The organism is Phascolarctobacterium succinatutens, assembly GCF_958453765.1.
Classification (GTDB): domain Bacteria; phylum Bacillota; class Negativicutes; order Acidaminococcales; family Acidaminococcaceae; genus Phascolarctobacterium_A; species Phascolarctobacterium_A succinatutens_B.
Map to the genome: position 1 here is coordinate 1 of NZ_CAUDZA010000022.1, position 22304 is coordinate 22304.

General features: G+C 48.3%; 22 protein-coding genes and 1 riboswitch. Of the genes, 19 read left to right on the forward strand and 3 right to left on the reverse strand.

Annotated elements, in window-relative coordinates; genetic code table 11:
* Positions 1-241 precede the first annotated feature (241 nt).
* The gene (gene serC, locus Q7Q81_RS08460; RefSeq protein WP_304275272.1) at positions 242-1315 is read right to left on the reverse strand and encodes a 3-phosphoserine/phosphohydroxythreonine transaminase; all 1074 of its coding nucleotides are present in this window, start codon (positions 1313-1315) and stop codon (positions 242-244) included.
* A 538-nt stretch (positions 1316-1853) separates the two neighbouring features.
* Entirely contained in the window at positions 1854-2036 is a 183-nt protein-coding gene (locus Q7Q81_RS08465; RefSeq protein WP_304275275.1) for a hypothetical protein, read from the reverse strand.
* Between the two features lie 193 nt (positions 2037-2229).
* Positions 2230-2328: riboswitch (TPP riboswitch) on the forward strand.
* A 63-nt stretch (positions 2329-2391) separates the two neighbouring features.
* Between Q7Q81_RS08465 and thiC the strand changes: the two genes are divergently transcribed.
* Complete coding sequence (thiC, locus tag Q7Q81_RS08470; RefSeq protein WP_303712468.1) at positions 2392-3693, forward strand: phosphomethylpyrimidine synthase ThiC; 1302 nt, start codon at positions 2392-2394, stop codon at positions 3691-3693.
* Positions 3694-3838: 145 nt separating this feature from the next.
* Here thiC and Q7Q81_RS11095 read toward each other — a convergent pair whose 3' ends face one another.
* Positions 3839-3940: a putative holin-like toxin gene (locus Q7Q81_RS11095; protein WP_368502122.1), complete on the reverse strand. Its 102-nt coding sequence runs from the start codon at positions 3938-3940 to the stop codon at positions 3839-3841.
* A gap of 147 nt (positions 3941-4087) precedes the next feature.
* Between Q7Q81_RS11095 and Q7Q81_RS08475 the strand changes: the two genes are divergently transcribed.
* The 18 genes from Q7Q81_RS08475 (at position 4088) to Q7Q81_RS08560 (ending at position 22259) form a co-directional block, all read left to right on the forward strand.
* Positions 4088-4993 carry a VirK/YbjX family protein gene (locus Q7Q81_RS08475; protein WP_304275277.1) on the forward strand — a complete coding sequence of 302 codons (906 nt, stop codon included), beginning with the start codon at positions 4088-4090 and terminating at the stop codon, positions 4991-4993.
* Between the two features lie 176 nt (positions 4994-5169).
* Positions 5170-6099, forward strand: coding sequence for a hypothetical protein (locus Q7Q81_RS08480; protein WP_293811695.1), 930 nt, complete (start codon positions 5170-5172; stop codon positions 6097-6099).
* A 123-nt stretch (positions 6100-6222) separates the two neighbouring features.
* Positions 6223-7701 (forward strand): organic solvent tolerance protein OstA, encoded by a 1479-nt coding sequence (locus tag Q7Q81_RS08485; RefSeq protein WP_304275280.1) that lies wholly within the window; start codon positions 6223-6225, stop codon positions 7699-7701.
* Positions 7702-7712: 11 nt separating this feature from the next.
* Entirely contained in the window at positions 7713-8276 is a 564-nt protein-coding gene (locus Q7Q81_RS08490) for a D-sedoheptulose-7-phosphate isomerase (protein ID WP_304275283.1), read from the forward strand.
* Entirely contained in the window at positions 8266-9756 is a 1491-nt protein-coding gene (rfaE1, locus tag Q7Q81_RS08495) for a D-glycero-beta-D-manno-heptose-7-phosphate kinase (protein ID WP_368502123.1), read from the forward strand. The genes Q7Q81_RS08490 and rfaE1 overlap by 11 nt, the downstream gene beginning before the upstream one ends.
* The gene (gene rfaD, locus Q7Q81_RS08500) at positions 9753-10727 is read left to right on the forward strand and encodes an ADP-glyceromanno-heptose 6-epimerase (protein ID WP_009145598.1); all 975 of its coding nucleotides are present in this window, start codon (positions 9753-9755) and stop codon (positions 10725-10727) included. The genes rfaE1 and rfaD overlap by 4 nt, the downstream gene beginning before the upstream one ends.
* Entirely contained in the window at positions 10717-11223 is a 507-nt protein-coding gene (gmhB, locus tag Q7Q81_RS08505; RefSeq protein WP_304275286.1) for a D-glycero-beta-D-manno-heptose 1,7-bisphosphate 7-phosphatase, read from the forward strand. Before rfaD ends, gmhB begins: the two co-directional genes overlap by 11 nt.
* Before the next feature lie 2 nt (positions 11224-11225).
* Entirely contained in the window at positions 11226-12269 is a 1044-nt protein-coding gene (gene waaF, locus Q7Q81_RS08510; protein ID WP_304275289.1) for a lipopolysaccharide heptosyltransferase II, read from the forward strand.
* Positions 12269-13315, forward strand: coding sequence for a glycosyltransferase family 9 protein (locus tag Q7Q81_RS08515; RefSeq protein WP_021719467.1), 1047 nt, complete (start codon positions 12269-12271; stop codon positions 13313-13315). The genes waaF and Q7Q81_RS08515 overlap by 1 nt, the downstream gene beginning before the upstream one ends.
* A 2-nt stretch (positions 13316-13317) precedes the next feature.
* Positions 13318-13962 carry a hypothetical protein gene (locus Q7Q81_RS08520; protein ID WP_304275292.1) on the forward strand — a complete coding sequence of 215 codons (645 nt, stop codon included), beginning with the start codon at positions 13318-13320 and terminating at the stop codon, positions 13960-13962.
* A gap of 154 nt (positions 13963-14116) precedes the next feature.
* A complete protein-coding gene (locus Q7Q81_RS08525; protein ID WP_021719465.1) occupies positions 14117-15520 on the forward strand; it encodes an alanine/glycine:cation symporter family protein in 1404 nt (467 codons plus the stop codon).
* Between the two features lie 258 nt (positions 15521-15778).
* Positions 15779-16582, forward strand: coding sequence for a CoB--CoM heterodisulfide reductase iron-sulfur subunit B family protein (locus Q7Q81_RS08530; RefSeq protein WP_304275294.1), 804 nt, complete (start codon positions 15779-15781; stop codon positions 16580-16582).
* Positions 16582-16971 (forward strand): 4Fe-4S dicluster domain-containing protein, encoded by a 390-nt coding sequence (locus Q7Q81_RS08535; RefSeq protein ID WP_303680216.1) that lies wholly within the window; start codon positions 16582-16584, stop codon positions 16969-16971. Before Q7Q81_RS08530 ends, Q7Q81_RS08535 begins: the two co-directional genes overlap by 1 nt.
* Before the next feature lie 11 nt (positions 16972-16982).
* Positions 16983-18971, forward strand: a complete 1989-nt coding sequence (locus Q7Q81_RS08540; protein ID WP_304275297.1) for a CoB--CoM heterodisulfide reductase iron-sulfur subunit A family protein — start codon at positions 16983-16985, stop codon at positions 18969-18971.
* Positions 18965-19402, forward strand: coding sequence for a hydrogenase iron-sulfur subunit (locus Q7Q81_RS08545; RefSeq protein ID WP_021719456.1), 438 nt, complete (start codon positions 18965-18967; stop codon positions 19400-19402). Before Q7Q81_RS08540 ends, Q7Q81_RS08545 begins: the two co-directional genes overlap by 7 nt.
* Positions 19390-20379 carry a 4Fe-4S dicluster domain-containing protein gene (locus Q7Q81_RS08550; RefSeq protein WP_304275300.1) on the forward strand — a complete coding sequence of 330 codons (990 nt, stop codon included), beginning with the start codon at positions 19390-19392 and terminating at the stop codon, positions 20377-20379. Before Q7Q81_RS08545 ends, Q7Q81_RS08550 begins: the two co-directional genes overlap by 13 nt.
* A complete protein-coding gene (locus Q7Q81_RS08555) occupies positions 20372-21430 on the forward strand; it encodes a 4Fe-4S dicluster domain-containing protein (protein WP_304275303.1) in 1059 nt (352 codons plus the stop codon). The genes Q7Q81_RS08550 and Q7Q81_RS08555 overlap by 8 nt, the downstream gene beginning before the upstream one ends.
* Complete coding sequence (locus tag Q7Q81_RS08560; RefSeq protein ID WP_304275306.1) at positions 21423-22259, forward strand: FAD/NAD(P)-binding protein; 837 nt, start codon at positions 21423-21425, stop codon at positions 22257-22259. Before Q7Q81_RS08555 ends, Q7Q81_RS08560 begins: the two co-directional genes overlap by 8 nt.
* Positions 22260-22304: the final 45 nt, after the last annotated feature.

Here is a 22304-nt window from a genome sequence, read left to right on the forward strand (position 1 = left end):
GTAAGTAACTGATTATTAGGATAGAGAGAGCAATTGATATATCGTGTAGTGAATAAAAATTTTAGCAAATGAGTGTCTGGAACCATAGAAGCGAGGGTGTGTAACAATTTTTTACCGTCTGACAAATTTTACCGAAGCTTCGTTCTGGTTCCGCACGAAATTTGCGTTGTGTCCTTAAGACACGGGAAAATTTTTTCTGAGCGAAAGGATATATTAATTGCTGCGTATATACTCAAAACTTCTATTTGTTTTCCTTCATATATTCTTCCATAAACTCCGCCAAAGCCTTGCAGGCCTCCAGCGGAACAGCGTTATAGGCACTGGCGCGGCAGCCGCCGACAAGACGATGACCGCCGATACCGACAAAGCCTGCAGCCTTGCCCTTAGCCACGAAATCCTTCTCCATTTCCGGTGTAGCCAGATTAAAAGTGATATTCATGTTGCTGCGAGCTTCGGAAGCCGCATGACCCTTGTAAAAACCATTGCTGTTGTCGATAACGTCATAGATGAGCTTAGCTTTTGCTGCATTATTCTTGGCAATAGCATTTACGCCACCCTGCTTTTTAATCCAGTGCAGGGTTTTGTTAACCATATAAATGGCAAAGACAGGCGGTGTATTGTACAAAGAATCGTTATTGGCAAAGGTGCTGTACTTCAGCATTGTAGGCAGGTCCTCGCGTGCTGTCGCCAAAAAGCTTTTCTTGGCAATGACGATGACTACGCCTGCAGGACCAAGATTTTTCTGCGCTCCTGCGTAGATAATATCAAAATCCTTAACGTTCACCTTGCGCGAAAGGATGTCGCTGGACATATCGCAGATAACGGGAACGTCGAACTTGGGGAAATCCTTGTATTCGGTGCCGTAAATCGTGTTGTTGGCAGTAAGGTGTACATAAGAAGTATCGGGGCGGATATTGAATTCCTGCGGAATGTAGCTGTGGTTTTTGTCGGCGCTGGTAGCGGCCTCATAAACCTCGCCGTAGAATTTTCCTTCCGCCATAGCCTTTTTGGCCCAGACACCGGTGTTGACATAAGCGGCATATTTTTTAGTGTGGAAATTAGCAGCTGTCATCAAAAATTGGGTGCTGCCGCCGCCTTGGATAAACATAATCTCGTAATCCTCGGGGATTTCCATCAGCTCGCGCAGCAGCTGCTTTGTTTCTGCATGCATGGCAGCGTATTCACTACTGCGGTGGCTCATTTCAATGATGCTCATGCCGGTGTTTTTGTAGTTTAAGAACTCCTCCTGCGCTTCCAGCAGTACCTCGAGCGGCATAGCGGAGGGACCGGCGTTAAAGTTATATGCTCTTTTCATTTGTTCTTTCCTTCTTCCTGAAAATAAATATGGCAAGCGCATCCCTTTGGGACGAGCTTGCCTTTATCTCGCAGTACCACCCAAATTGCCATTGCATAATTGCTTCACCTAAAAAAATAAGCCCTTCATCCCTATCTTGGGACGAGGACTGCTCGCGGTGCCACCCAATTTGCCTATGGCCAACTCTGAACGCTGTATCGGGCGCACCCGTCAAATTCGTCATTTGCCGCTTCGGAGCGGAACTGATGTGCTTCGCTGCTGCCTTGCATCAACCGCCAGCTTTCTGAAAAGACCTGCACATTGCTTCTCCATCATTGCGTTGCGTAATGTGATTTGTAGATGATTATAGCACGCCTGCTTTTAGAGTCAAGTGTTTTTGTAAAGATTTTTTATGTATACAATTTTTTAAGCTGTTTTGTAACGTAGGTTACAGAGTGTTGCTAAAAATATGTTTATGTGATAAAATGATTTTGACAACCGTGTTGCGGGCGCATTCAAGAAGCAAGTCCGAAGGATAAAGCTGATTGGCTAATGCACTCTAGGTGATAGCACCGATTGATTTGGTGCAAATCACTTGCAGGGTGGGATTGCCTTCCATTTCTTTTACAGAATGGAGGTGATGCTTATGAAAAAGTACGATTTTAAAGATCTTATGGCTTTTGGCGTATTTATTCTGGCGTTGCTGACATTTATATTTCAGTTTAACAAATAATCCAGACATAAGAAAACCACCCCAAAACTTGCCGGTAGCGGGGTGGCTTTCAATCCACAAAAACTACTAAAGGCAACCCACCTTGTGGGCGGTTGTCTTTTCTATTTATAATATAGCACACTGCCAGTTTTTTTGCAAGTTGTGCATATTTAACTTGCGTATTTTCGCTGTTCATGTTAAAGTAAGCATGTAAACAAAATAACGTAACCGCTAGGGGCGCAATTTGCTGAGAGGACTGACATCCGACCCTTTGAACCTGAATCTGGTTAAAACCAGCGTAGGAAAGCGAGCAGATTTCTGCAAAAAGATAATTCAGCCGCTTTCCAACAGGAAAGCGGTCTTTTAATTATAAGGAGGCAAAAATATGGCAACACAAATGCAATTAGCACGCCAAGGTGTGATTACCGAAGCAATGAAAATTGTAGCAGAGCAGGAGCATGTAACTGCGGAGTTTATTCGTGAAGGCGTAGCAAACGGTACTATTGCTATTCCCTGTAACATCAATCATAAAAATATTATTCCGCGCGGTGTAGGCACCGGTCTTACCGTAAAGGTTAACGCTAACATCGGTACTTCCAGCAGCTATCCTGATCCGGAACCGGAGCTGGCAAAACTGCAGGCTGCTATTGACGCAGGTGCGGATTCTGTTATGGACCTTTCCACCGGCAACAATATCAGCGCCTCTCGTCAGGCAATTATTGCTGCATCTACCGTAATGGTTGGCACTGTACCGATGTATCAGGTAACTGTAGAAACCATTAAGAAGCGTGGCGCAGTGGTTGAGATGACTAAGGAAGATATTTTCGACGTTATCCGCCAGCAGGCTGCAGATGGCGCCGACTTCATGACCATTCATTGCGGCATTAACAAAAATGTGCTGAAAGCACTCATTGACGAAGGCCGTGAGATGGACGTTGTCAGCCGCGGCGGCAGCTTTATCACCGGCTGGATGCTGCACAATGACGCAGAAAACCCGCTGTATGAATACTATGATGAAATTCTTGATATCTGTGCTGAATATGACGTAACCATAAGCCTTGGCGATGGTCTGCGTCCCGGCTGCATTGCTGATGCTACCGACAGAGCGCAGATTCAGGAGCTGCTGAACCTGGGTGAATTGACACAGCGAGCTTGGGATAAGGGCGTACAGGTTATGGTAGAAGGCCCCGGCCACGTGCCCTACAACCAGATTGCTGCGAACATGCAGCTGCAAAAACGCCTGTGCCACGGCGCACCATTCTATGTGCTCGGACCTCTTGTAACAGACGTTGCTCCAGGCTATGACCATATTACCAGCGCTATCGGCGGTACTCTTGCTGCTGTCAGCGGTGCTAACTTCCTTTGCTACGTAACTCCGGCAGAGCATTTGGGCCTGCCTGACTTAAATGATGTACGCGAGGGTGTAATCGCTACACGTATCGCTGCGCATGCCGCTGATTTGGCTAACGGCAACAAGCAGGCATGGGAGTGGGACCTGAAGATGGCAAGAGCACGTAAGGTTCTGGATTGGCCTGCTCAGCTTGATCTGGCTATCGACCCGGTAAAGGCTAAGGAATATCGCTGCCGCAAGAACAAATCCGATGACGAAGCTTGCTCCATGTGCGGTGATTACTGTGCAGTTAAAATTGTCGGTCAGTATCTCGAAGAGCATATGAGAAAGCACTAAGTCATTACTTGAAAAAATAGTATGAATGTGATATATTAAATATAGAAAAAGACAACCGCCCGCAAAGGTGGGTTGCCAGTTGAATTGACTTGAAAAGCCGCCTCGGAATCTGGTAAATTACAGAGGCGGTTTTTCTATGTGCGATTTACTTTCGGTTCTGAAAAATGAACGTCAGCAATGCCAGTATAAACATACCGAAAATCATAAGATCCTGGAATGTAAAATATACCATAGACATCACCTCCATTCTTAAGTGAATGAAGGCAATCCACCCTGTAAAACGGTTGTCATAAAGATTTTAACACATAAACATATTTTTAGCAAGAATGCTTAATGCTTATCATTCTGAACTATGCTATAATATAGATAATTATAATATTTCTAGAGGTAACTGATGGACAAGAATATTTTAGAATATGTCGGTAAAAGCTTATATCAGACACATATTTTGAAGGAAATGAAGCGTTATGTTGTTTTCCGTGCGCGTTGTGCTATGCATAGCAGCTCGGTTGATAGCTTACTGAATTTTTTTGATGCTAACAGCAAGCGACAGGCTTGGCTGCAAGGAGCACCTGCGTTGTTGGAACAGACCACCAGAGCGTTTTTCTACAAAGGCTCAACCTGGGATGAACGTGTAGAGCTGGTGCAAAATCATCTGCTGATTATGGAAGAGCTGTTCAAGCCGGAGCTGATGGATAAATTGTATAGCAAGGGTGAAATGGTGCAGCTGTGGGAGGATTCCTACGATGACAGACCTCTGACGCTGCAGCTGTGGTTTCATGCCGGCCAACGCAAAGAAGGCTGCATGTCCTTGGCTTTATTCTATGAAGGCGAGCCTTTATACCAGATCATGTTCTGGCTGGCAAAAAATAAAACAGACGGCAAGAATGTTATTTATATAGGTGCCCTGCAGGGACCGCAGAACGGTAATGAGCTGATTAAGGGTATGACAAAGGCTTTCTTTGGCTATCGCACCAAAAACCTGATGTTCTATGGTCTGCGCTGCTTTGCTAAGGCTATAGGCGTTGAAAATATTTTCGCAGTTACTAATGACGGCTATTATGCTATGAATCATGTACGTGTAGACCGTAAGCTGAAGACTGATTTCGGCGCCTTCTGGCAGGAGTGCGAGGGTGTTATCTGCTCAGATCGCCGCTTCTACATTATGCCGACCGCGGAACACCGCAAATCTATGGAAGAGCTGAAGCCGTCCAAAAGAGCACAGCACCGTCGTCGCTTTGCTAAAATGGATGAAATGAAGGTAGCTGTTAAGGCTGCTGTTGACAGCTACAAAAAATAAAAAATTACTTGTTTGGTTTGTAATATAGGCACAAAAGCTGTCTGTAATATTATTTGTAGTAACAAACTGTACAAATTTTACATTGGATAAAGCAGAGGTTCAGAATAGAACCTCTGTTTTTTTTAGGTAAAACATGCTATAATGAAAATATATAGCTCTGATTGGAGGTAAGAAAATTGAAAAAACAGCTTGCAACTTTATTGTTGACCTTTATCTTTTGCTTTACTACAGTAATTCCCGGCTTTGCTGCTGATTCTGCTGTCCCGATGGCAGATAAAATCGGCGCGATGGAAAAAATGCTCTACGGCACGGAGCAGAGCGGTTCCTTGCTGCAGCGTATGGATAGTCTGGAAGATGATGTTTACGGAACTATTACCAGCGATGCTATTATAAACCGCGTTGACAATATGTACGATTATCTTGAAGGTACTCCTGATAACGGTGAAGCTTCCTTTGCTACTAAGCTGAATGTGGTAGAATGGAAAATGAACGAAAGCATGTCCGGCGGCGCTGCCAAAAACCGTATTGAAGCTACGGAAAAGCTGCTTTATGGTCAGAACCAGACCGGTTCTTTGAGCGGTCGTCTGGAAAGTCTGCTGAAGCTTGCTTCTTATACTGACGGAAATGTGCCTGTACAGCAGGTTGTGCTTCCGAAGGATTCTGTTTTTAAAATTGCTTTTACCTCTGAGTTGAGCACTAAAATGAGCCGTAAGGGTGATGTAGTTCATTTTAAGGCAGCAGATAACCTGTATGTAAATGACGTACTGGTGTTGCCGAAGGGCGCGACCGGTATCGGCGAGGTTAAAAAGGTTGTTCAGCCCGGTATTTTCGGCAAGGACGGACGCATTGATATTGACTTTACCTGCATCTATGGTGTAGACGGAACCAAGATTCCTATTACTGTAGGCGAGCTGGCTAAACAAAAGGCCGAAAGCATTGCCGGTGCAGCCGGTGCTGCTATCGGCGGTATGATTATCCTTGGTCCTGTGGGCCTGGTTGGCGGTGCTTTTGTCAAGGGCAACAGCGTAACTATTCCGGTTGGTTGCGAAACCTTTGTACAGACTGCTGAAGATACTTCTCTGCAAGGCGTTGTATATCAGGAATAAAATCGAAAATTATACGTGAAAAGCTCACTCTTTCGAGTGAGCTTTTGCTTTTTTTATGGTATAATGTTAAGTGGATTATTATGAAATTTTTTCTTCATCAATATAAAAAAAAGGAGTTTTTATATGCATAAGACTTTTATAGCTACAGCGTTGGCACTGGGCATGTGCCTGCCTGTTTATGCGGAACAGTTCAGCAACAGCAACAGCGACAGCATGTTAAGCCCGGTATCTGTTGATGAACCTAATACAGCGGTACCGCATCGTGAAAAGCTGGATACAGAAAAGCAGCAGGGGCTGCCGATTCGTTTGACCGGTGAACATGCCGAATATGATACTGTCAGCGGTGATTTTCATGCCGAAGGTAATATCAAGGTGTCGCAGAACGGTCAGGATATTTATACAACGCAGGTCAAGGGCAACATGAAAACCGGCGATATCTGGCTGCTGGAGGGTGGCAAGCTGGTAGAGGGTGCCAGCGAAACACAGGCTGCTTGGGGCCATTATAACTTTAATAATAAAACCGGTGAAATGAAAAAATTGACCGGTAAGAACGGCAAGGATTTCTTCGCTGCGCCTCATGCCGAAATTTATCCCGATAAGATGATTTTGGACGAGGGCGGTTCTACGAGCCGTTGTCCGGCAGTAAAGCATCCCAAGTGCCTGGAAATCAAGGCAAAGACCTTTGAAATTTATCCTCATGATAAAATGGTAGCGCGCGACGTAAAGGTTTTTGTACGCGGCAAGCATATCTATTCCCGTGATTATTGGGAAAACAGCCTGACGGATAGGTCCAAGGAACGTATTCTGCCACATATCGGCTTTAAGGACAGCGACAAGGGTACCTATGTCAATCTTTCGTATGAACGTCCGTTAGGAGATAAGGACACAATTTATGCCGATTTGAATTATTACAGCAAGGTCGGCTATAAGCCTGTTTACGGCTTGGAGCATAACGAGCGTAACTTTAAAGTTACCTATGAAAACGGCTGGTATGAGGATGATGATGAATGGGTAGAGAAGCAGAACAATATCCGCTTTGACTATAAAAATCATCATATTGCACCAGGTCTTCCCTTATCATACAGTGCTTACTTTGAACGAGGTTTGTGGAAGAATGATGATAGCGGACGTAAGAGCTGGCATACAGAATACGGTGCCTTCCTTAACCATGACCGCATTTATCTGTTTAATAGTAAAAAAACATCTTTGGATTTAACAATCGGCAAGAAATGGACACGTGAGAGTGCAGAGGATACTTTGCAGTCTACCAATGTTTATTATGCAACATTAGGTCAGAAAATCAGCCCGAAGTGGAATACCTGGGTTGGCTATTATAGTGAAGATTTTACGACAGATGTATTTACCTACGATCAGCCTGATATGGCAAAAGAGCTGCGTAATGGTCTGCAATACATTATGGATGACAAGAACAGCTTTACCATTGTCAAACGTTATGATTTAGACCAAAAGGAAAACTATGAAACAAGATACAGCTGGACGCATAAGTTCTGCTGCTGGCAGCTTTCCTTGATTTACAAGCATAGAGATACAAATGATAAAGACAGTGCATTTGAAGCTAAGTTTGATTTTGTAAACTGGTAATGAGGTAGAAAATGAGAGAGATTATTAAGCAACGCTTTTTGGACCATCTGCAGGTGGCAAATGCTGTGATGAACAGCGAGATTCTGGCACAGATTGAGCGTATTGCTGTAGAAGTAAAAAAGGCGCTGGCCAATGGCAACAAGGTTTTGTTCTGCGGCAACGGCGGCAGTGCCGCTGACAGCCAGCATCTGGCTGCCGAGTTTGTAGGCCGCTTTCAAAAGGAACGTGCAGGTCTGCCTGCTATCGCGCTGACGGTAGATACCTCCATTCTGACTGCTGTCGGCAACGATTACGGCTATGATAAGGTTTTCGTACGTCAGGTGCAGGCACTCGCACGTCCGGGCGATGTGCTGGTAGGCATTTCCACAAGCGGCGACAGCGCTAATGTTGTGGAAGCTGTTGAGCTGGCCAAGAGCATGGGTGTGTTCTGCGTAGGCATGACGGCTGAGGGCGGCGGCAAAATGAAAACGCTGTGCGACGAGTGCGTTGCCGTGCCGGCGAAGGTTACTGCCCGTGCGCAGGAAATGCATATTTTGATAGGCCACATTTTATGTGAGCTGGTGGATGGTGAATAATTTGGCTGATTTAGCTGTAACAACTTTTTTAGCGGAACAGATTAAAAATGTACGCATTGCTGTTATCGGCGATGTGATGCTGGACAGATATTTTCAGGGTGAGGTTAAACGCATTTCTCCGGAAGCACCTGTACCGGTAACACGTATTACAAAGATAAATTCTGTGTTGGGCGGTGCGGCAAACGTTGCTGCCAATCTGGCACATCTGGAATGTCAGGTTTTTATGGGCGGTGTGACAGGTGATGATGAAAACCGTCTGCTGCTGGAAAAGCTGATGGATGATGCAGGCATCAATCATCAGGGACTGGTGAAAAGCAAACTCCGCAAGACCATTACCAAGCTGCGTGTTTTGGGCGGCAATCAGCAGATGCTGCGACTTGATTTTGAAGAAACCGGCGATTTATTCCCGGAAGAAATCATTGAGCTGCGTCATTGGCTAGCAAGACTGCTTGATGAAGGCTTGGATGGTATTATTGTTTCCGATTATGCCAAGGGTGTCTGCTCGGATGATTTTTGCCAATGGGTGATTGCTCAGGGCAAGGCCTATGATATACCGGTGTTGATTGATCCTAAGGGAGCAGACTGGTCCAAATATGATGGCTGTGATTTTATTACGCCTAATTTAAAGGAAATGTGTGAGGCTGCAGGCTGTCAGCGTGAAAACTCTGATGAAGCCGTTGTCAGCATGGCGCAGGCTGCACGCGAAAAATTTCATATTAAGAATGTTGTTGTTACCCGAAGTGAGCGCGGCATGAGCCTGGTTAATGCTGAGCAGGTGCTGCACAGCCCTGCTACCGCCATTGAGGTGTTTGATGTTTCCGGTGCTGGTGATACGGTGGCGGCTACGCTTCTGGCAGGTGTTGCAGGTAAGCTGGCGTTGGCTGATGCTGTTTATATGGCGAACCGTGCTGCAGGCATTGTTGTGGCCAAGGTTGGCACTTATCCGGTGCACCGTGACGAGCTGCTGAAAGATTTGCTGACGGAGGAACGCAAGCAGGGCCGTGGCTATCGCACGCTGAGCTGGCAGGAGATTGCTTCTCTGGCAGCAACCTGGAGAGCATGCGGCGAAAAGATTGTGTTCACCAACGGCTGTTTCGATATTCTGCATGTAGGCCATGTAACATATCTGGAGAAAGCGCGCAACCTTGGCAAGCACCTGATTGTCGGCCTGAATACGGACGCCTCCGTACGCCGTCTGAAGGGTGAAACAAGACCTTTGGTGCATGAACTGGACCGTGCGCGTGTACTTGCAGCGCTGGCCTGCGTAGATGCGGTAGTGCTGTTTGACCAGGATACTCCGACTGAGCTTATTGAAAAAATTCGTCCTGACATTCTCGTCAAGGGCGGTGATTACAAGCCTGAGGAGGTTGCCGGACGTGAATATGCCGGTGAAGTGCGCATTATAGAATTTGAAGATGGTTATTCCACAACCGGTGTGGTGGAAAAAATTGCCAAAATGGTTAAGGAGGGCAAATTATGATTATCGTAACTGGTGGTGCCGGTTTTATCGGCAGTAATATTGTTAAAGGCTTAAATGACCGTGGTATTGATGACATTCTTGTTGTTGATAACCTGACCAACATGGTTAAATTCAAAAATATCCAAGGCCTGAAGGTTAAGGATTATATGGATAAGTATGCTTTCATGGATGCACTGAAGGCAGGCAAATTCAATCATGAAAAAATCGACGTTATCTTCCATGAGGGCGCTTGCTCTGATACTATGGAATATAACGGCAAATACATGATGGAAAATAACTTTGAGTATACTAAAAACGTGCTGCATTTCTGCCTCGACAGAAAGATTCAGATGATGTACGCTTCCTCTGCTTCTACCTATGGCAGCGGTGCGCATGGCTTCCGTGAAGAGCCTGCGTGTGAAGAAGCACTGAATGTATATGCTTTCTCCAAGCTGTTCTTCGACAACTATCTGCGCCGTCTGCTGCCGCAGGCACAAAGCCAGGTAGTAGGCCTGCGTTATTTCAACGTATATGGCCCGCAGGAGAATCATAAGGGCAAAATGGCTTCCATGATTTACCAAATGTATAACCAATGGAAGGCAGAGCATAAAGTTCGCCTGTTCGGTGAGTACGCCGGTTATGGACCGGGTGAGCATACACGTGACTTTGTGTATGTAAAAGACGTTGTTAAGGTAAACTTCTACTTCTGGGATCATCCGGAAATCAGCGGTATTTTCAACTGCGGTACCGGCCATGCGCATCAGTTCAATACTCTGGCTAAGGCTGTGCTGAACCATTTTGGCAGCGGCGAGCTGGAATATGTACCGTTCCCTGAAGTGCTGAAGGGCAAATACCAGAGCTTTACCGAAGCAGATGACACTAACCTTTTGGCAGCAGGCTATGACGGCGGCTTTACTCCGATTGAAGAAGCTGCTGAGGAATATTGTCAGCTTCTCGACAAGACCGGCGGTTATTACGTTTATGAAGGCTAAGGCGGTATTTTTTGACAGAGATGGCGTGCTCAATGTTGATGTAGCCTATCTCTACAAAATTGAGGACCTGCGCTGGATTGACGGTGCACGCGAGGCTGTGGCGTATCTGACGCAGCTTGGCTATAAAATTTTTATTGTAACAAACCAGAGCGGTATTGCGCGCGGTTATTATACGGTAGAGCAGATGAATGAGCTGCATGCTTATATGCAGCGTGAAATTACTGCAGCTGGTGGCAAAATAGAGAAAATCTATTACTGCCCGCATCATCCCGAGGGCAGCGTGCCGGAATATACCGGTGTGTGCGATTGCCGCAAGCCCAAACCGGGCATGCTGCTGCAGGCGCTGGCAGAATATGATATCGACAAGGAGCAGAGCTTCTTAGTCGGTGACAGTAAGCGCGATGTGGAAGCAGCGGAGGCTGCCAGTGTCAAAGGCTATCTTTACACAGGCGGCAATCTGCTGGATTTCGTAAAAAATATTGTAAGCGAGAGATGATAATGGAGTATCGGAATATCCTGTTAATCAAAATGAGCTCTTTGGGTGATATCCTGCACACTTTGCCCTTTGCGGCAGCGCTGCGCAAGCGTTATCCCAAGGCAAAAATCACCTGGCTGGTACATCCGCAGTTTGCCGGCTTTGTACCGGATCCTCCGGTGATTGACGAGGTGCTTTATTTTGATAAGGTAAAATTTAATAAGCTGGGCTTCAGTGATAAGCTGAAATATTTTTGCGAAATGCGCTCTTTGCTGCACAGCAAGCATTTTGACTTGGTGATAGATATGCAGGGCCTTTTCAAAAGTGCGGTGTTGGCTGCTATCAGCGGCTGCGATAACCGCATCGGCTATTGCGAAATGCGCGAGGGTAGCGGCTTTATCAGCAAGGCAATTGGCGGCAGTCATAGTAAGGACCATGTTATTGAGCGCTATCTTGACGTGGCACGTTATCTTGGTGCCAAGGTTGATTCGTTAGATGATGTGGAATTCCCCATGCCGGATTTAAGCACGGAAACCGCTTCTGTGCAGCATAAACTGCAGGAGGCCGGCTGGCAGGGCGGAGATTACGTTGTTATTGTTCCCGGTGCACGCTGGTGGACGAAGGAATGGCCGGTCGAGCATTATATTGAGCTGGCGAAAAAGCTTACGGCTGACGGTACTGCCGTGGTGCTGGCAGGCGGACCTGATGATGCTGTCAAGGGGCAGAAGATTGCCGAAGGAACAGCGAGCTCACTGGTTATCGATTTGACAGGACAGACAAGCCTGCGTGAGCTGGCAGCGCTGATTAAGGGCTGCAGCTTCTACATCAGTGCGGATACCGGGCCGCTGCATTTTGCGGCGGCTTTAAAAAAACCGCTTATAGCAATGTACGGACCGACGAAGGCTGACCGCACCGGACCATACGGCAGCAAAAATTCCACGGTATTGCTTTCGCCAGCAAAGTGTGCAGGCTGCTTGAAGAAAAAGTGCGATAACTGGCATTGTATGCATGATATAACGCCGGATATGGTCTATAAAATTTATCAGGAAAAGGTGGCAAAAGGCTGATGGCACAAGCTGTAGAATTAAATGGCAAAAAAATATTGGTAACATTTTTGATGCATCTGGGAGACCTGACGCTGACCACGCCTTTCATCCATGCGCTGCGTAAGGCAGCACCGGATGCGCATATTACTTTTCTGGCAGATGAGAAGCTGAAGGATGTAGTACTGCATAATCCGTATTTAGATGAGGTTATCACGATTGACAAGAAGGGCAAGGACAACAGCCTGCTGGCGCTGATGGCCTGCGCCCGCCGTCTGAGCAAGATGGATTTTGATGTGCTGATTAACCTGCATCCGAATGAGCGTTGCAGCTTTATTGATGCTTTTACCAAAGTGAAATTGCGTTGCGGTACAACACACACTTTGTTCAAACCGCTTTGGGATGTGTTTACACCGCTCAACCGCAAAATTCATGCGGCTGATATGTATCTTGATGTGCTGACGCAGCTTGGCGTACAAAAGCTGGAGCATAACGGTCTGGAGATTTTTCCGAGCGAGGAATATCAGCAGCATGCAGAGGAATTCTGGCGTGAGCACGGCGTGTTCGCTACCGATAAGCTTGTAGGCTTTAATATCGGCAGTGCTGTTGTTACCAAGCGCTGGGCTCCGGAGCGCTTTGCCAAGGTAGCAGATATTCTTGCGGAAAAGGGCTATAAGCCTGTATTCTTCGGCGGTACGATGGACGAAGAAATGGTGCAGGAGGCCGTCAGCTTCATGAAGACGACGCCTGTGGTAGCAACCGGCAGCTTTCGTATTGGCGAGCTGGCGGCGGCAATGCGTCGCTGCAGCCTGATTATCACCAACGACAGCGGCCCGATGCACGTAGCAATCAGCCAGAAGGTGCCTATCGTAGCGATGTACGGTCCGTCCAGTCCGAAGCTTTACGGACCTTATACCAAGGATGCAACTATTGTGACGGCGTTGCCGCCCTGCCCTGGTTGTGCAGGTGGCATGAAGCACAAGTGTGATGATATGCAATGTATGACACGTCTGACGGTAGAGCAGGTTGTGCAGGCTGCTGAACAGATGCTGCAGCAAAAGGAGAAATAATTTTGACTAAGCAAAGCATTATTACCGGAGAGGTTTTATTGCTGTGTGAAAGAGTGGAGATGGCGCAGTTTATGCACGCTTATCTCCGGCATTTATTTAAGCATGGTATCAGCTTGCCTAACATGCAGATTGTAAATTATCAGAGTATCGATAAGTTAGACTTGCTGACTAAACGCCTTATACAGCTGGAAGGCAGAGAAATAGTGCAGAAGGCAGTATTCTTTGCTGACGCGGCTGATGAGCGCGAACGCCGAATGCAGAAATTTTTTGCAGTGCGTGACAATACTTTCTTTAGAGGAGTGGAGTATTGCACGCACTTTTTCTTTCCCGGCAAAAAAGCTACTAAACGTTGGCAAAAGGGTTATCTTGAGGATATGCTGCTGCAGTCGCTGCGGCTGGAAAGCTCGGAGTGCAGTGATTATTATAATCTGTATAATATGAGTGCGGAGTATTTGCAGTCAGTAAATTGCTGCCGTGGGCGAGAAAACAGATTAGTGAATTATAGCAGGCATTTACTGTACACCTATCTGGCAGGAACAGAAAGGTATGTGGGCATGCGCTTGGGCGAGGCGGCTCTGGCAGGAGCCTTTGATTTGGAGCATCCGTGCTATGCGAGTCTTAAGGAATGCTTGCAAGGCTTAAACTAGAGCAGCAGAATGCGAGGTTATCAAAATAACTTAATTGATTTATTATATTGTGCAAAAGTGTTAGCTTTGTTAGCTGTCGTCCTTTCTGAATTTTGGAAAAGCAAATAAATATGTTATAATTAACAAACAAACTAAAAAAGGGGGAGCAACATTTATGTTCGGAGAAATCATTGGAGCAATCAGCAATTTTATGTATAGTTATTTGCTGATTATCATGCTCATCGGTGTAGGCCTGTACTACACTTTGCGTACTCGTCTGGTGCAGGTACGTTTGTTTAAGGAAACTATTCGTGTTATTTTGGAGAAGCCTGTTGAATCCGGTGCGGTATCATCCTTCCAGGCTTTGATGGTATCTACTGCGTCCCGTGTAGGTACCGGTAATATTATCGGCATTTCCACAGCTATCTGCCTCGGCGGTTATGGTGCTGTGTTCTGGATGTGGGTTATTGCTGTTGTTGGCGGCGCTTCTGCTTTTATTGAAAGCACCCTGGCACAGATTTACAAGAAACGTGGTCCGCACGGCAGCTACGGCGGCCCTGCATACTACATCGAAGCTGCTTTGGGCAGCCGCGGCCTGGCAGTGCTCTTTGCTGTGGCTTTGATTGTAACCTATGGCTGCGGCTTTAATATGCTGTGCTCTTACAATCTGCAATCCACCTTTGCTGCTCTGAGCTTCTATAATCCGGATACAACTCCTTGGATTATCGGCGCAGTAGAAGCAGTGCTCGTAGGCTATTGCCTGTTGGGCGGCGGCAAGCGCGTTATCAAAGCAACCTCTACTTTAGTTCCTTTGATGGGTGTTATCTACATTTCTGTAGCATTTATCCTTACTATTATGCATATCAATCTGGTTCCCGGCGTTGTAGGCAGAATTTTTGCTGAAGCATTTGACTTCACTGCAATTTTCGGTGGCTTTGCCGGCAGCTGCATGATGTTCGGTATCAAACGCGGTCTGTACAGCAACGAAGCAGGTGTTGGTTCTGCGCCGAACGCTGCTGCAGCAGCTGACGTTTCTCACCCGGTTAAGCAAGGTCTGGTACAGATGCTGTCCGTATTTATTGATACTCTGCTGATCTGCACCGCTACCGCTTTCATGTGCCTGAGCTCCGGCATCGAGCCGACTAAAGAGCTTGCCGGTGCGCCTTATGTACAGGCAGCTCTGGCAGCAAGCATGGGCGATTACGCTAAGCTGTTTATTACTGTATCCATGGTACTGTTTGCTTTCACCACTCTGCTGGGCAACCTGTATTATGTAGATAATGCTTTTGCTTATGTTCTGAAGCATGTTCCGGGCAAAACCTTTACTCTGTGCTACCGCATTCTGGCTTGTGTACTGATTTTCATTGGTGCCGGCTCCAGCATGGGTACAATGTGGGATTTGGCAGATGTTACCATGGGCTTCATGGCAATTATCAACTTGCCTGTTATCTGCATTCTGGGCGGTCCTGCTCTGCGTGCGCTGGATGATTACACCGAGCAGCGCGATGCCGGTAAGAATCCTGAGTTTAAGGCCAGCAAGATTGGTCTGACTCAAAAGCTGGATTACTGGCAGGATTAAAAAATGTTTCTTTGAGCTGTTACGAGATTTCGTAGCAGCTCTTTTTGGTTTATGATAAAAAAGAGATTATATATGATTCGCAATTCACATTCCGTTTCGTTCAGAGAAAATTTTTCCCGTGTCCGCAGGACACGACGCAACTGAGAAAATTTTTCTTTGCTACTAGCAGTATTTTCAGAATTAATGTAGAATAGATACGTAATAAAGCAATTTTTTGGTCAAGGTTGTTTTATGTCCTTTGCGAAGGAGGGAAAGACGATGATTTATAATTATTATCCTGGCTGTACGCTGTCAACGAAGGCGAAGCAGCTGGATATGGCGGCACGACGCTGTGCTGAGGTGTTGGGCTTTCCGCTGGTGGAGCTGCCGGAATGGCAGTGCTGCGGTGCGGTTTACCCGATGGCGCCTGATGCTATTGCCGAGCGTCTGAGTGCGGTGCGTGCGCTTGTGGCGGCGCGTGAAAACGGCGGCGTATTAGTGACGCTGTGCAGTGCGTGCTACCATGTCATCAAACGTGTGAACCACGATATGGCGACGAATGCGGAGATTCGCCAAAAGGTGAATAATTATCTGCAACTTGAAGAGCCTTATGCCGGTGAAACACGGGTTTTGCATTATCTGGAGGTTTTGCGTGATGAAATCGGTTGGGAAAAGCTGGCGCAGCTTGTGAGCCATCCTTTAAAGGAACGCAGGGTTGGCGCTTATTATGGCTGTTTGCTGCTTAGACCGGGAGCGGTTTTGGCCCTCGATGACGTAGAGAGTCCTACCGTTATGGAAGCTTTTATTAAAGCGCTGGGTACGGAGCCTGTTATTTACAGCATGCGCAATGAATGCTGTGGCGGTTATCTGGCGCTGAAGGATAAGGCGCAGTGCGAGCAGCTTGTCAGTGAAATTAAAAATAATGCTGCAAGCTGTGGTGCGCAGGAGCTGGTCACTGCCTGCCCGCTGTGTGCGTATAACCTGACGGCCAATGGTGCCGCAGGCAGCCTGCCGACACGCTACTTTACGGAGCTTCTTGCTGAAGCGCTTGGTGTTGCGGAGAGCGAAGGAGGTGCGGAATAATGGCTGTTGATGAAAAGCAATTGACAGAAGATATTTTGCGCCTTGCTGCTACCGACGTGCGTCGCTGCATGCAATGCGGCCGCTGCAGTGCGAACTGTGAAGCTGCGTCTAAAATGGACCTTTTGCCCCACCGCGTAGTTTGGGACTTAAACAGCGGTTATGCATCCGAGCTGTTGGAGGCTGACGCACCGTGGCAATGTCTGTCCTGCATGGCGTGCGAGGAGCGCTGCCCGCGCGGCGTGAGTCCGGCGCGCGTTATGGAGGCGTTGCGCCTGCTGCAGATTCGTCAGCAGGGCAAAAATAAGCTGCCTGCCGAAAGCGTGGAGCATTATCCTAGCGATATGCCGCAGCAGCTTTTGGTTGCAGCCTTTAGAAAATACAATAAATAGGGGGAAGCTACGTGCAAAAGATTGGTGTTTTTGTTTGTTGGTGTGGCAGCAACATCGCCGGCACGGTAGATGTTGCCCAGGTGGTAGAGGCAGTGCGCCAAATTCCTGATGTTGCCTATGCTATCGATTATAAATATATGTGCTCCGAGCAGGGCCAGGAGCTGATTCGCAAGGCTGTGACAGATTATAAGCTGGACAGACTTGTTGTCTGCAGCTGCTCTCCGCGTATGCACGAGGCAACCTTCCGCAAATGTGCGGAGGGCGTTGGCATCAATCCCTACATGGTGGAGATTGCCAACATCCGTGAGCAATGCTCCTGGGTGCTGAAGGATAAGGCCGAAGCGACAGCGAAGGCGATTAAATTAGCCAAGGCAGCCATTGCCAAGGTGCGCTTCAATGGAGCGCTGAAGCCCGGCGAAAGCCAGGTAGTGAAGCGCACGCTGGTTATCGGCGGCGGTATTGCCGGTATTCAGACGGCGCTGGATATTGCGGAAGCAGGCTACAAGGTTGATATTGTGGAGAAGGAGCCGACAATCGGTGGCCGTATGGCGCAGCTCGACAAAACCTTTCCGACACTCGACTGCTCTGCCTGCATCCTGACACCGAAGATGGTGGATGCAGCAAACCATGAAAATATTACGCTCTATACCTATAGCGAGGTAGAAAGCGTAAGCGGTTTCGTGGGTAATTTCGATGTGACAATCCGCAAAAAAGCACGCAGCGTGAAGGCTGATATGTGCAGCGGCTGCGGCATCTGTACCGAAAAATGTCCGTCCCGCAAAACTCCGAGTGAATTAGATATGGGACTGAAGAATCGCGGCGCAATCTATATTCCCTTTGCGCAGGCCATTCCTAAGGTGCCTGTTATCGACCGTGAGGCCTGCATCAAGTTTAAAACTGGTAAATGCGGAATCTGCTCCAAGCTCTGTCCGGCAGGAGCTATTGATTACACGCAGAACGATGAGCTGATCACGGAAAAATACGGCGCGATTGTACTGGCAACAGGCTTTAAAACGATTTCTCTCGACAAGTTCGGCGAATACGGCTACGGGGCCAGCAAGGATGTTATCACCTCACTGGAGCTGGAGCGTCTGACGAATGCGGCAGGTCCTACCGAAGGACATCTCGTTTGTCCGTCTACCGGTAAGGAGCCGAAGAAGGTTATTATCGTTTCCTGCGTAGGCTCGCGTGATGTGAGCGGTCGCGGCAAGAGCTACTGCAGTAAAATCTGCTGCATGTATAATGCCAAGCATGCGATGTATATCCGCGAAAAATACCCTGATGTGGATGTAACTGTATTTTATATAGATGTACGTACTCCGGGCAAGGGCTTTGACGAGTTCCAACGCCGTGCGGTAGAGGAATACGGCGTGCATTATGTACGCGGTCAGGTTGGCAAGGTTATAGTTGACGGCGCTGGCAAGCTGACGGTTTTTGCCAGCGATTTGAACAGCGGCCGCAAACTGATGCTGAATCCTGATTTAGTAGTGCTGGCAACGGCTGTACAGCCTTCTCCCGATGCGCGCAAGCTGGCGACGATGCTGACTGCCAGCATTGACAACGATGACTTTTACGTAGAGGCGCACCCGAAGCTGCGTCCTGTTGAAAGTCCGACGGCAGGCATTTTCCTCAGCGGCATGTGCCAGGGACCGAAGGATATTCCGGAAACTGTTTCACAGGCCGGTGCAGCGGCTGTTAAGGTGGTCGGCCTGCTGGCGAAGGATAAGCTGCTGACGAACCCCTGCACTGCGCAGTGCGATACAAGCATTTGCAGCGGCTGTCTGGCTTGCACGCATGTCTGCCCCTATGGTGCGATTACCGGCGAGAGCAAGCAGGTTATCACTAAGCTGGGCGTGCGCGAAACACGCACCGTTGCGGTGGTAAACAATGCGCTGTGCCAGGGCTGCGGTGCCTGCACGGTAGCCTGCCCCTGCGGTGCTATGGATTTGCAGGGCTTTACTAATCAACAAATTCTGGCAGAGGTGGATGCATTATGCTAGAGAAGAAAAATTTTGAACCGAAAATTGTGGCCTTCTGCTGCAACTGGTGCAGCTATGCCGGTGCTGACGGCGCCGGAACGGCCCGCAAGCATTATCCCGCTAATATCAAAATCATCAAGGTTCCCTGCTCCTGCAGAGTGAATCCGCTCTTTATCCTGCGTGCGTTTCAGCGTGGCGCGGACGGTGTAATCATGTGCGGCTGTCACCCCGGCGATTGCCATTATTCTACAGGCAACTATTATGCACGTCGTCGTATGACGCTGCTGCTGAGTATGCTTGATTATCTGGGTGTGGCCGGTGAACGCTTCCGCGTGGAATGGGTAAGTGCGGCCGAGGGCGCACGCTTTGCACAAGTAATGAACGATTTTGCCGAGCATATTGCGGCATTGGGTGAGAATGTAAAGTTGAGGGATTTGCGATGCAAAAAATAGAAAAGCTGCTGCAGAAGCGTGCAGCTGAGATGTTGGCAGAGGGCACAGTAGAGCGTGTGCTGGCATGGCAGGCAGGCGAATTCTTTTACGATAACACACCTGCAGCCGTAAGCAGTGCGGACGAATGCGACAAGCTTGTCTATAACGAGTTCTGCCCTGCCAATCTCTGCAAATATTTAATCGAAACAAGCCATGCAGGCAAGAAGACAGCAGTTTTCTTAAAGCCTTGTGATACATACGGAGTAAACCAGCTACTTAAGGATAACCGCATTAAGCGTGAGCTTGTTTACGCCATCGGCACACCCTGCAGCGGTATGCTGGATATCAATAAGATTAAGGCTGCCGGCGCTAAGGGCATCATCAGCGTGAGCGTAGACGGTGACGAGGTTGTTGTCAACACTGCTTACGGTGAAAAGCGTCTGGCAAAGGCTGACGTGCTGTTGAACAAATGCCTGATGTGCAAGGGCGCTGCTTATAAAATTGCGGACGAGGAGCTGGCCGAGCCGTTGCCTGTACCGCAGTTTACCGGTGATAAATTCGCCAAGGTCAAGGAGATTGAAGCGATGAACCCCGAGGAGCGTTTTGCTTTCTGGCAAAGCGAGCTGTCCAAGTGTATCCGCTGCAATGCCTGCCGCGATATTTGCCCGGCGTGCAGCTGCGAGCAGTGCATTTTTGATAAGCCCGATACTCCGGTAGCAGGGAAGGCGTATGCCGACGAGGTTGAAGAGCAGATGTATCATATCATCCGTGCTTTCCACGTTGCCGGCCGCTGCACCGGTTGCGGTGAATGTGCGCGTGTTTGCCCGCAGGGAATTCATCTGGAGTTGCTGAATATGAAGTTTATGAAGGATATCAACAGCTTCTTCGGCCAGTATCAGGCCGGTGCGGACAGTGAAACACCTGCACCGCAGGTAAGCTTTAAGCAGAATGATCCCGAGGCCAACAGTGCGGTAGAAGGGAGGGAGCAGCATGTATAAGATAGCAAAGGATAATTTTCCAAAGTTATATGCAGCCCTGCAAAATATCGGTACGCTGCTGCTGCCCTGCAAGAACAAGAGCGGTCATGCGGACTTTGCACCGTACCGCGAGGATGCGGAGGTCGCATTGGATGCGCCGCTGACGAATCGCAGCGCCAAGGACGTTTTCTTTCCGCAGGTAGAAAATCTGCTGACCTTTAAGACGAGCGGTAAGGAGCTGGCTTTGGAGCAAAATATTCCGCCTGCCGGTACAACCATTGTTATGGGCGTGCGTGCCTGCGATGCGCGCAGCTTTAAAATTTTAGACAAGGTGTTTTTGAAAGCGCCTGTTGATACATATTACAAGACAAGACGCGAGCAATGCGTGCTCATCGGCTTAGGCTGCAGTGCTCCCGAAGAAACCTGCTTCTGCCACGCCTTTGGCATTGACGCAGGCGCTCCGGAGACGGATGTGCAGACCTGGCTGGCAGGCGAGGAGCTTTGCTGGCAGGCTGTGACTGCCAAGGGCGAGGAGCTGACAGCGAAGCTCGTCGAGGGCGGTGTGCTGGCTGAGGCGGAAGCTGCTTCTGCAAAAGCAGTCAGCGAGCAGAAGGAGCAGACGCAGAAGATTTTGAGCGTACTGCCTTTGCATGATTTCAAGGTAAATGACGAGCTGACTGAGGATGAGCTGAAGATATTCAACAGCAAAATCTGGGAGCAGCTGGCTGCAGGCTGCCTGTCCTGCTGCACATGCACCTATGTGTGTCCCACTTGTCATTGCTATGATATCCGCGATTATCAGGAGACGGAAGAGCGCACGCAACGCTATCGCTGCTGGGACAGCTGCATGGCGAAGGATTTTACGCTGATGGCGCATGGCAGTCCGCGTAAGACGAAGGTGGAGCGCTTCCGCCAGCGTTATATGCATAAGCTGGTATATTTCCCTGAAAACAACGAAGGCGAATATGCTTGCGTCGGTTGCGGACGCTGCCTGCAGAAGTGTCCGGTGCAGCTGAATATTGTCAAGGTTGCCAAGGCCTTGGAAAAAGCGGAGGTGAAGCAGGATGTGTAATTGTCAGGATACCTTGATTCCGCAGATTGGCGTGGTGACGGATATCTGCACGGAAACAGCTGATGTAAAAACCTTCCGCGTGGAGAAAATCGGCGGCGGTAAGCTGTTTGAGCATATGCCGGGACAATGCGCTATTCTTTCTGTTCCCGGTAAGGGTGAGGCGATTTTTTCCATTACCTCCTCTCCGACGAACGAAAAATATATGGAGTTCAGCATTAAACGCTGCGGCTCGATTACGAACTTTTTGCATTTTGATATTGAACCCGGTCAGCAGATAGCGGTACGCGGACCTTACGGCAATCATTTCCCTGTCGAGGATAATTTGAAAGGCAAGGATCTGCTCTTTATCGCCGGTGGCATCGGTTTGGCGCCGCTGCGCAGTGTCATCAATTATATGCTGGATAAGCGTGACGATTACGGCAGTATTGATGTTGTTTACGGCGCACGCAGCAAGGAAGATTTTGTGCGTTACGACGAGCTGACGAATGTGTGGCCGTCGCAAAAGAATACGCGCGTGCATCTGACGATTGACCGTGCGCAGGAGGGCTGGACGGGCAATGTCGGCTTTGTGCCTAATTTCCTGAAGGACCTGAAGTTTACGCCGGATAAGACGGTGTTGCTGTGTGGTCCGCCGATTATGATTAAGCTGTGTCTGGCGGCGTTGATTGAGATGGGCTTTGAGAAGAAGCAGGTTTATACGACGCTGGAGCTGCGCATGAAGTGCGGCGTTGGCAAGTGCGGCCGCTGCAATATCGGCAAGAAGTATGTGTGCAAGGATGGGCCGGTATTTACTTGCGATGAGCTGGACGAGATGCCGGACGAATATTGATTCTTCGCAATTAAATATCGCTTAGCTCAGGAAAAATTTCTTAAC

Excerpts from the sequence above, each read along its gene's own strand:
- Q7Q81_RS08535 (WP_303680216.1), top strand. The coding sequence starts at position 16,582 with ATGGCTGTTGATGAAAAGCAATTGACAGAAGATATTTTGCGCCTTGCT.
- Q7Q81_RS08530 (WP_304275294.1), top strand. The coding sequence starts at position 15,779 with ATGATTTATAATTATTATCCTGGCTGTACGCTGTCAACGAAGGCGAAG.
- thiC (WP_303712468.1), top strand. The coding sequence starts at position 2,392 with ATGGCAACACAAATGCAATTAGCACGCCAAGGTGTGATTACCGAAGCA.
- Q7Q81_RS08550 (WP_304275300.1), top strand. The coding sequence starts at position 19,390 with ATGCAAAAAATAGAAAAGCTGCTGCAGAAGCGTGCAGCTGAGATGTTG.
- Q7Q81_RS11095 (WP_368502122.1), bottom strand. The coding sequence starts at position 3,940 with ATGGAGGTGATGTCTATGGTATATTTTACATTCCAGGATCTTATGATT.
- Q7Q81_RS08515 (WP_021719467.1), top strand. The coding sequence starts at position 12,269 with ATGGCACAAGCTGTAGAATTAAATGGCAAAAAAATATTGGTAACATTT.
- Q7Q81_RS08490 (WP_304275283.1), top strand. The coding sequence starts at position 7,713 with ATGAGAGAGATTATTAAGCAACGCTTTTTGGACCATCTGCAGGTGGCA.
- waaF (WP_304275289.1), top strand. The coding sequence starts at position 11,226 with ATGGAGTATCGGAATATCCTGTTAATCAAAATGAGCTCTTTGGGTGAT.
- Q7Q81_RS08545 (WP_021719456.1), top strand. The coding sequence starts at position 18,965 with ATGCTAGAGAAGAAAAATTTTGAACCGAAAATTGTGGCCTTCTGCTGC.
- serC (WP_304275272.1), bottom strand. The coding sequence starts at position 1,315 with ATGAAAAGAGCATATAACTTTAACGCCGGTCCCTCCGCTATGCCGCTC.
- rfaD (WP_009145598.1), top strand. The coding sequence starts at position 9,753 with ATGATTATCGTAACTGGTGGTGCCGGTTTTATCGGCAGTAATATTGTT.
- Q7Q81_RS08485 (WP_304275280.1), top strand. The coding sequence starts at position 6,223 with ATGCATAAGACTTTTATAGCTACAGCGTTGGCACTGGGCATGTGCCTG.
- rfaE1 (WP_368502123.1), top strand. The coding sequence starts at position 8,266 with ATGGTGAATAATTTGGCTGATTTAGCTGTAACAACTTTTTTAGCGGAA.
- Q7Q81_RS08475 (WP_304275277.1), top strand. The coding sequence starts at position 4,088 with ATGGACAAGAATATTTTAGAATATGTCGGTAAAAGCTTATATCAGACA.
- Q7Q81_RS08465 (WP_304275275.1), bottom strand. The coding sequence starts at position 2,036 with ATGTCTGGATTATTTGTTAAACTGAAATATAAATGTCAGCAACGCCAG.
- Q7Q81_RS08525 (WP_021719465.1), top strand. The coding sequence starts at position 14,117 with ATGTTCGGAGAAATCATTGGAGCAATCAGCAATTTTATGTATAGTTAT.
- gmhB (WP_304275286.1), top strand. The coding sequence starts at position 10,717 with ATGAAGGCTAAGGCGGTATTTTTTGACAGAGATGGCGTGCTCAATGTT.
- Q7Q81_RS08560 (WP_304275306.1), top strand. The coding sequence starts at position 21,423 with ATGTGTAATTGTCAGGATACCTTGATTCCGCAGATTGGCGTGGTGACG.
- Q7Q81_RS08555 (WP_304275303.1), top strand. The coding sequence starts at position 20,372 with ATGTATAAGATAGCAAAGGATAATTTTCCAAAGTTATATGCAGCCCTG.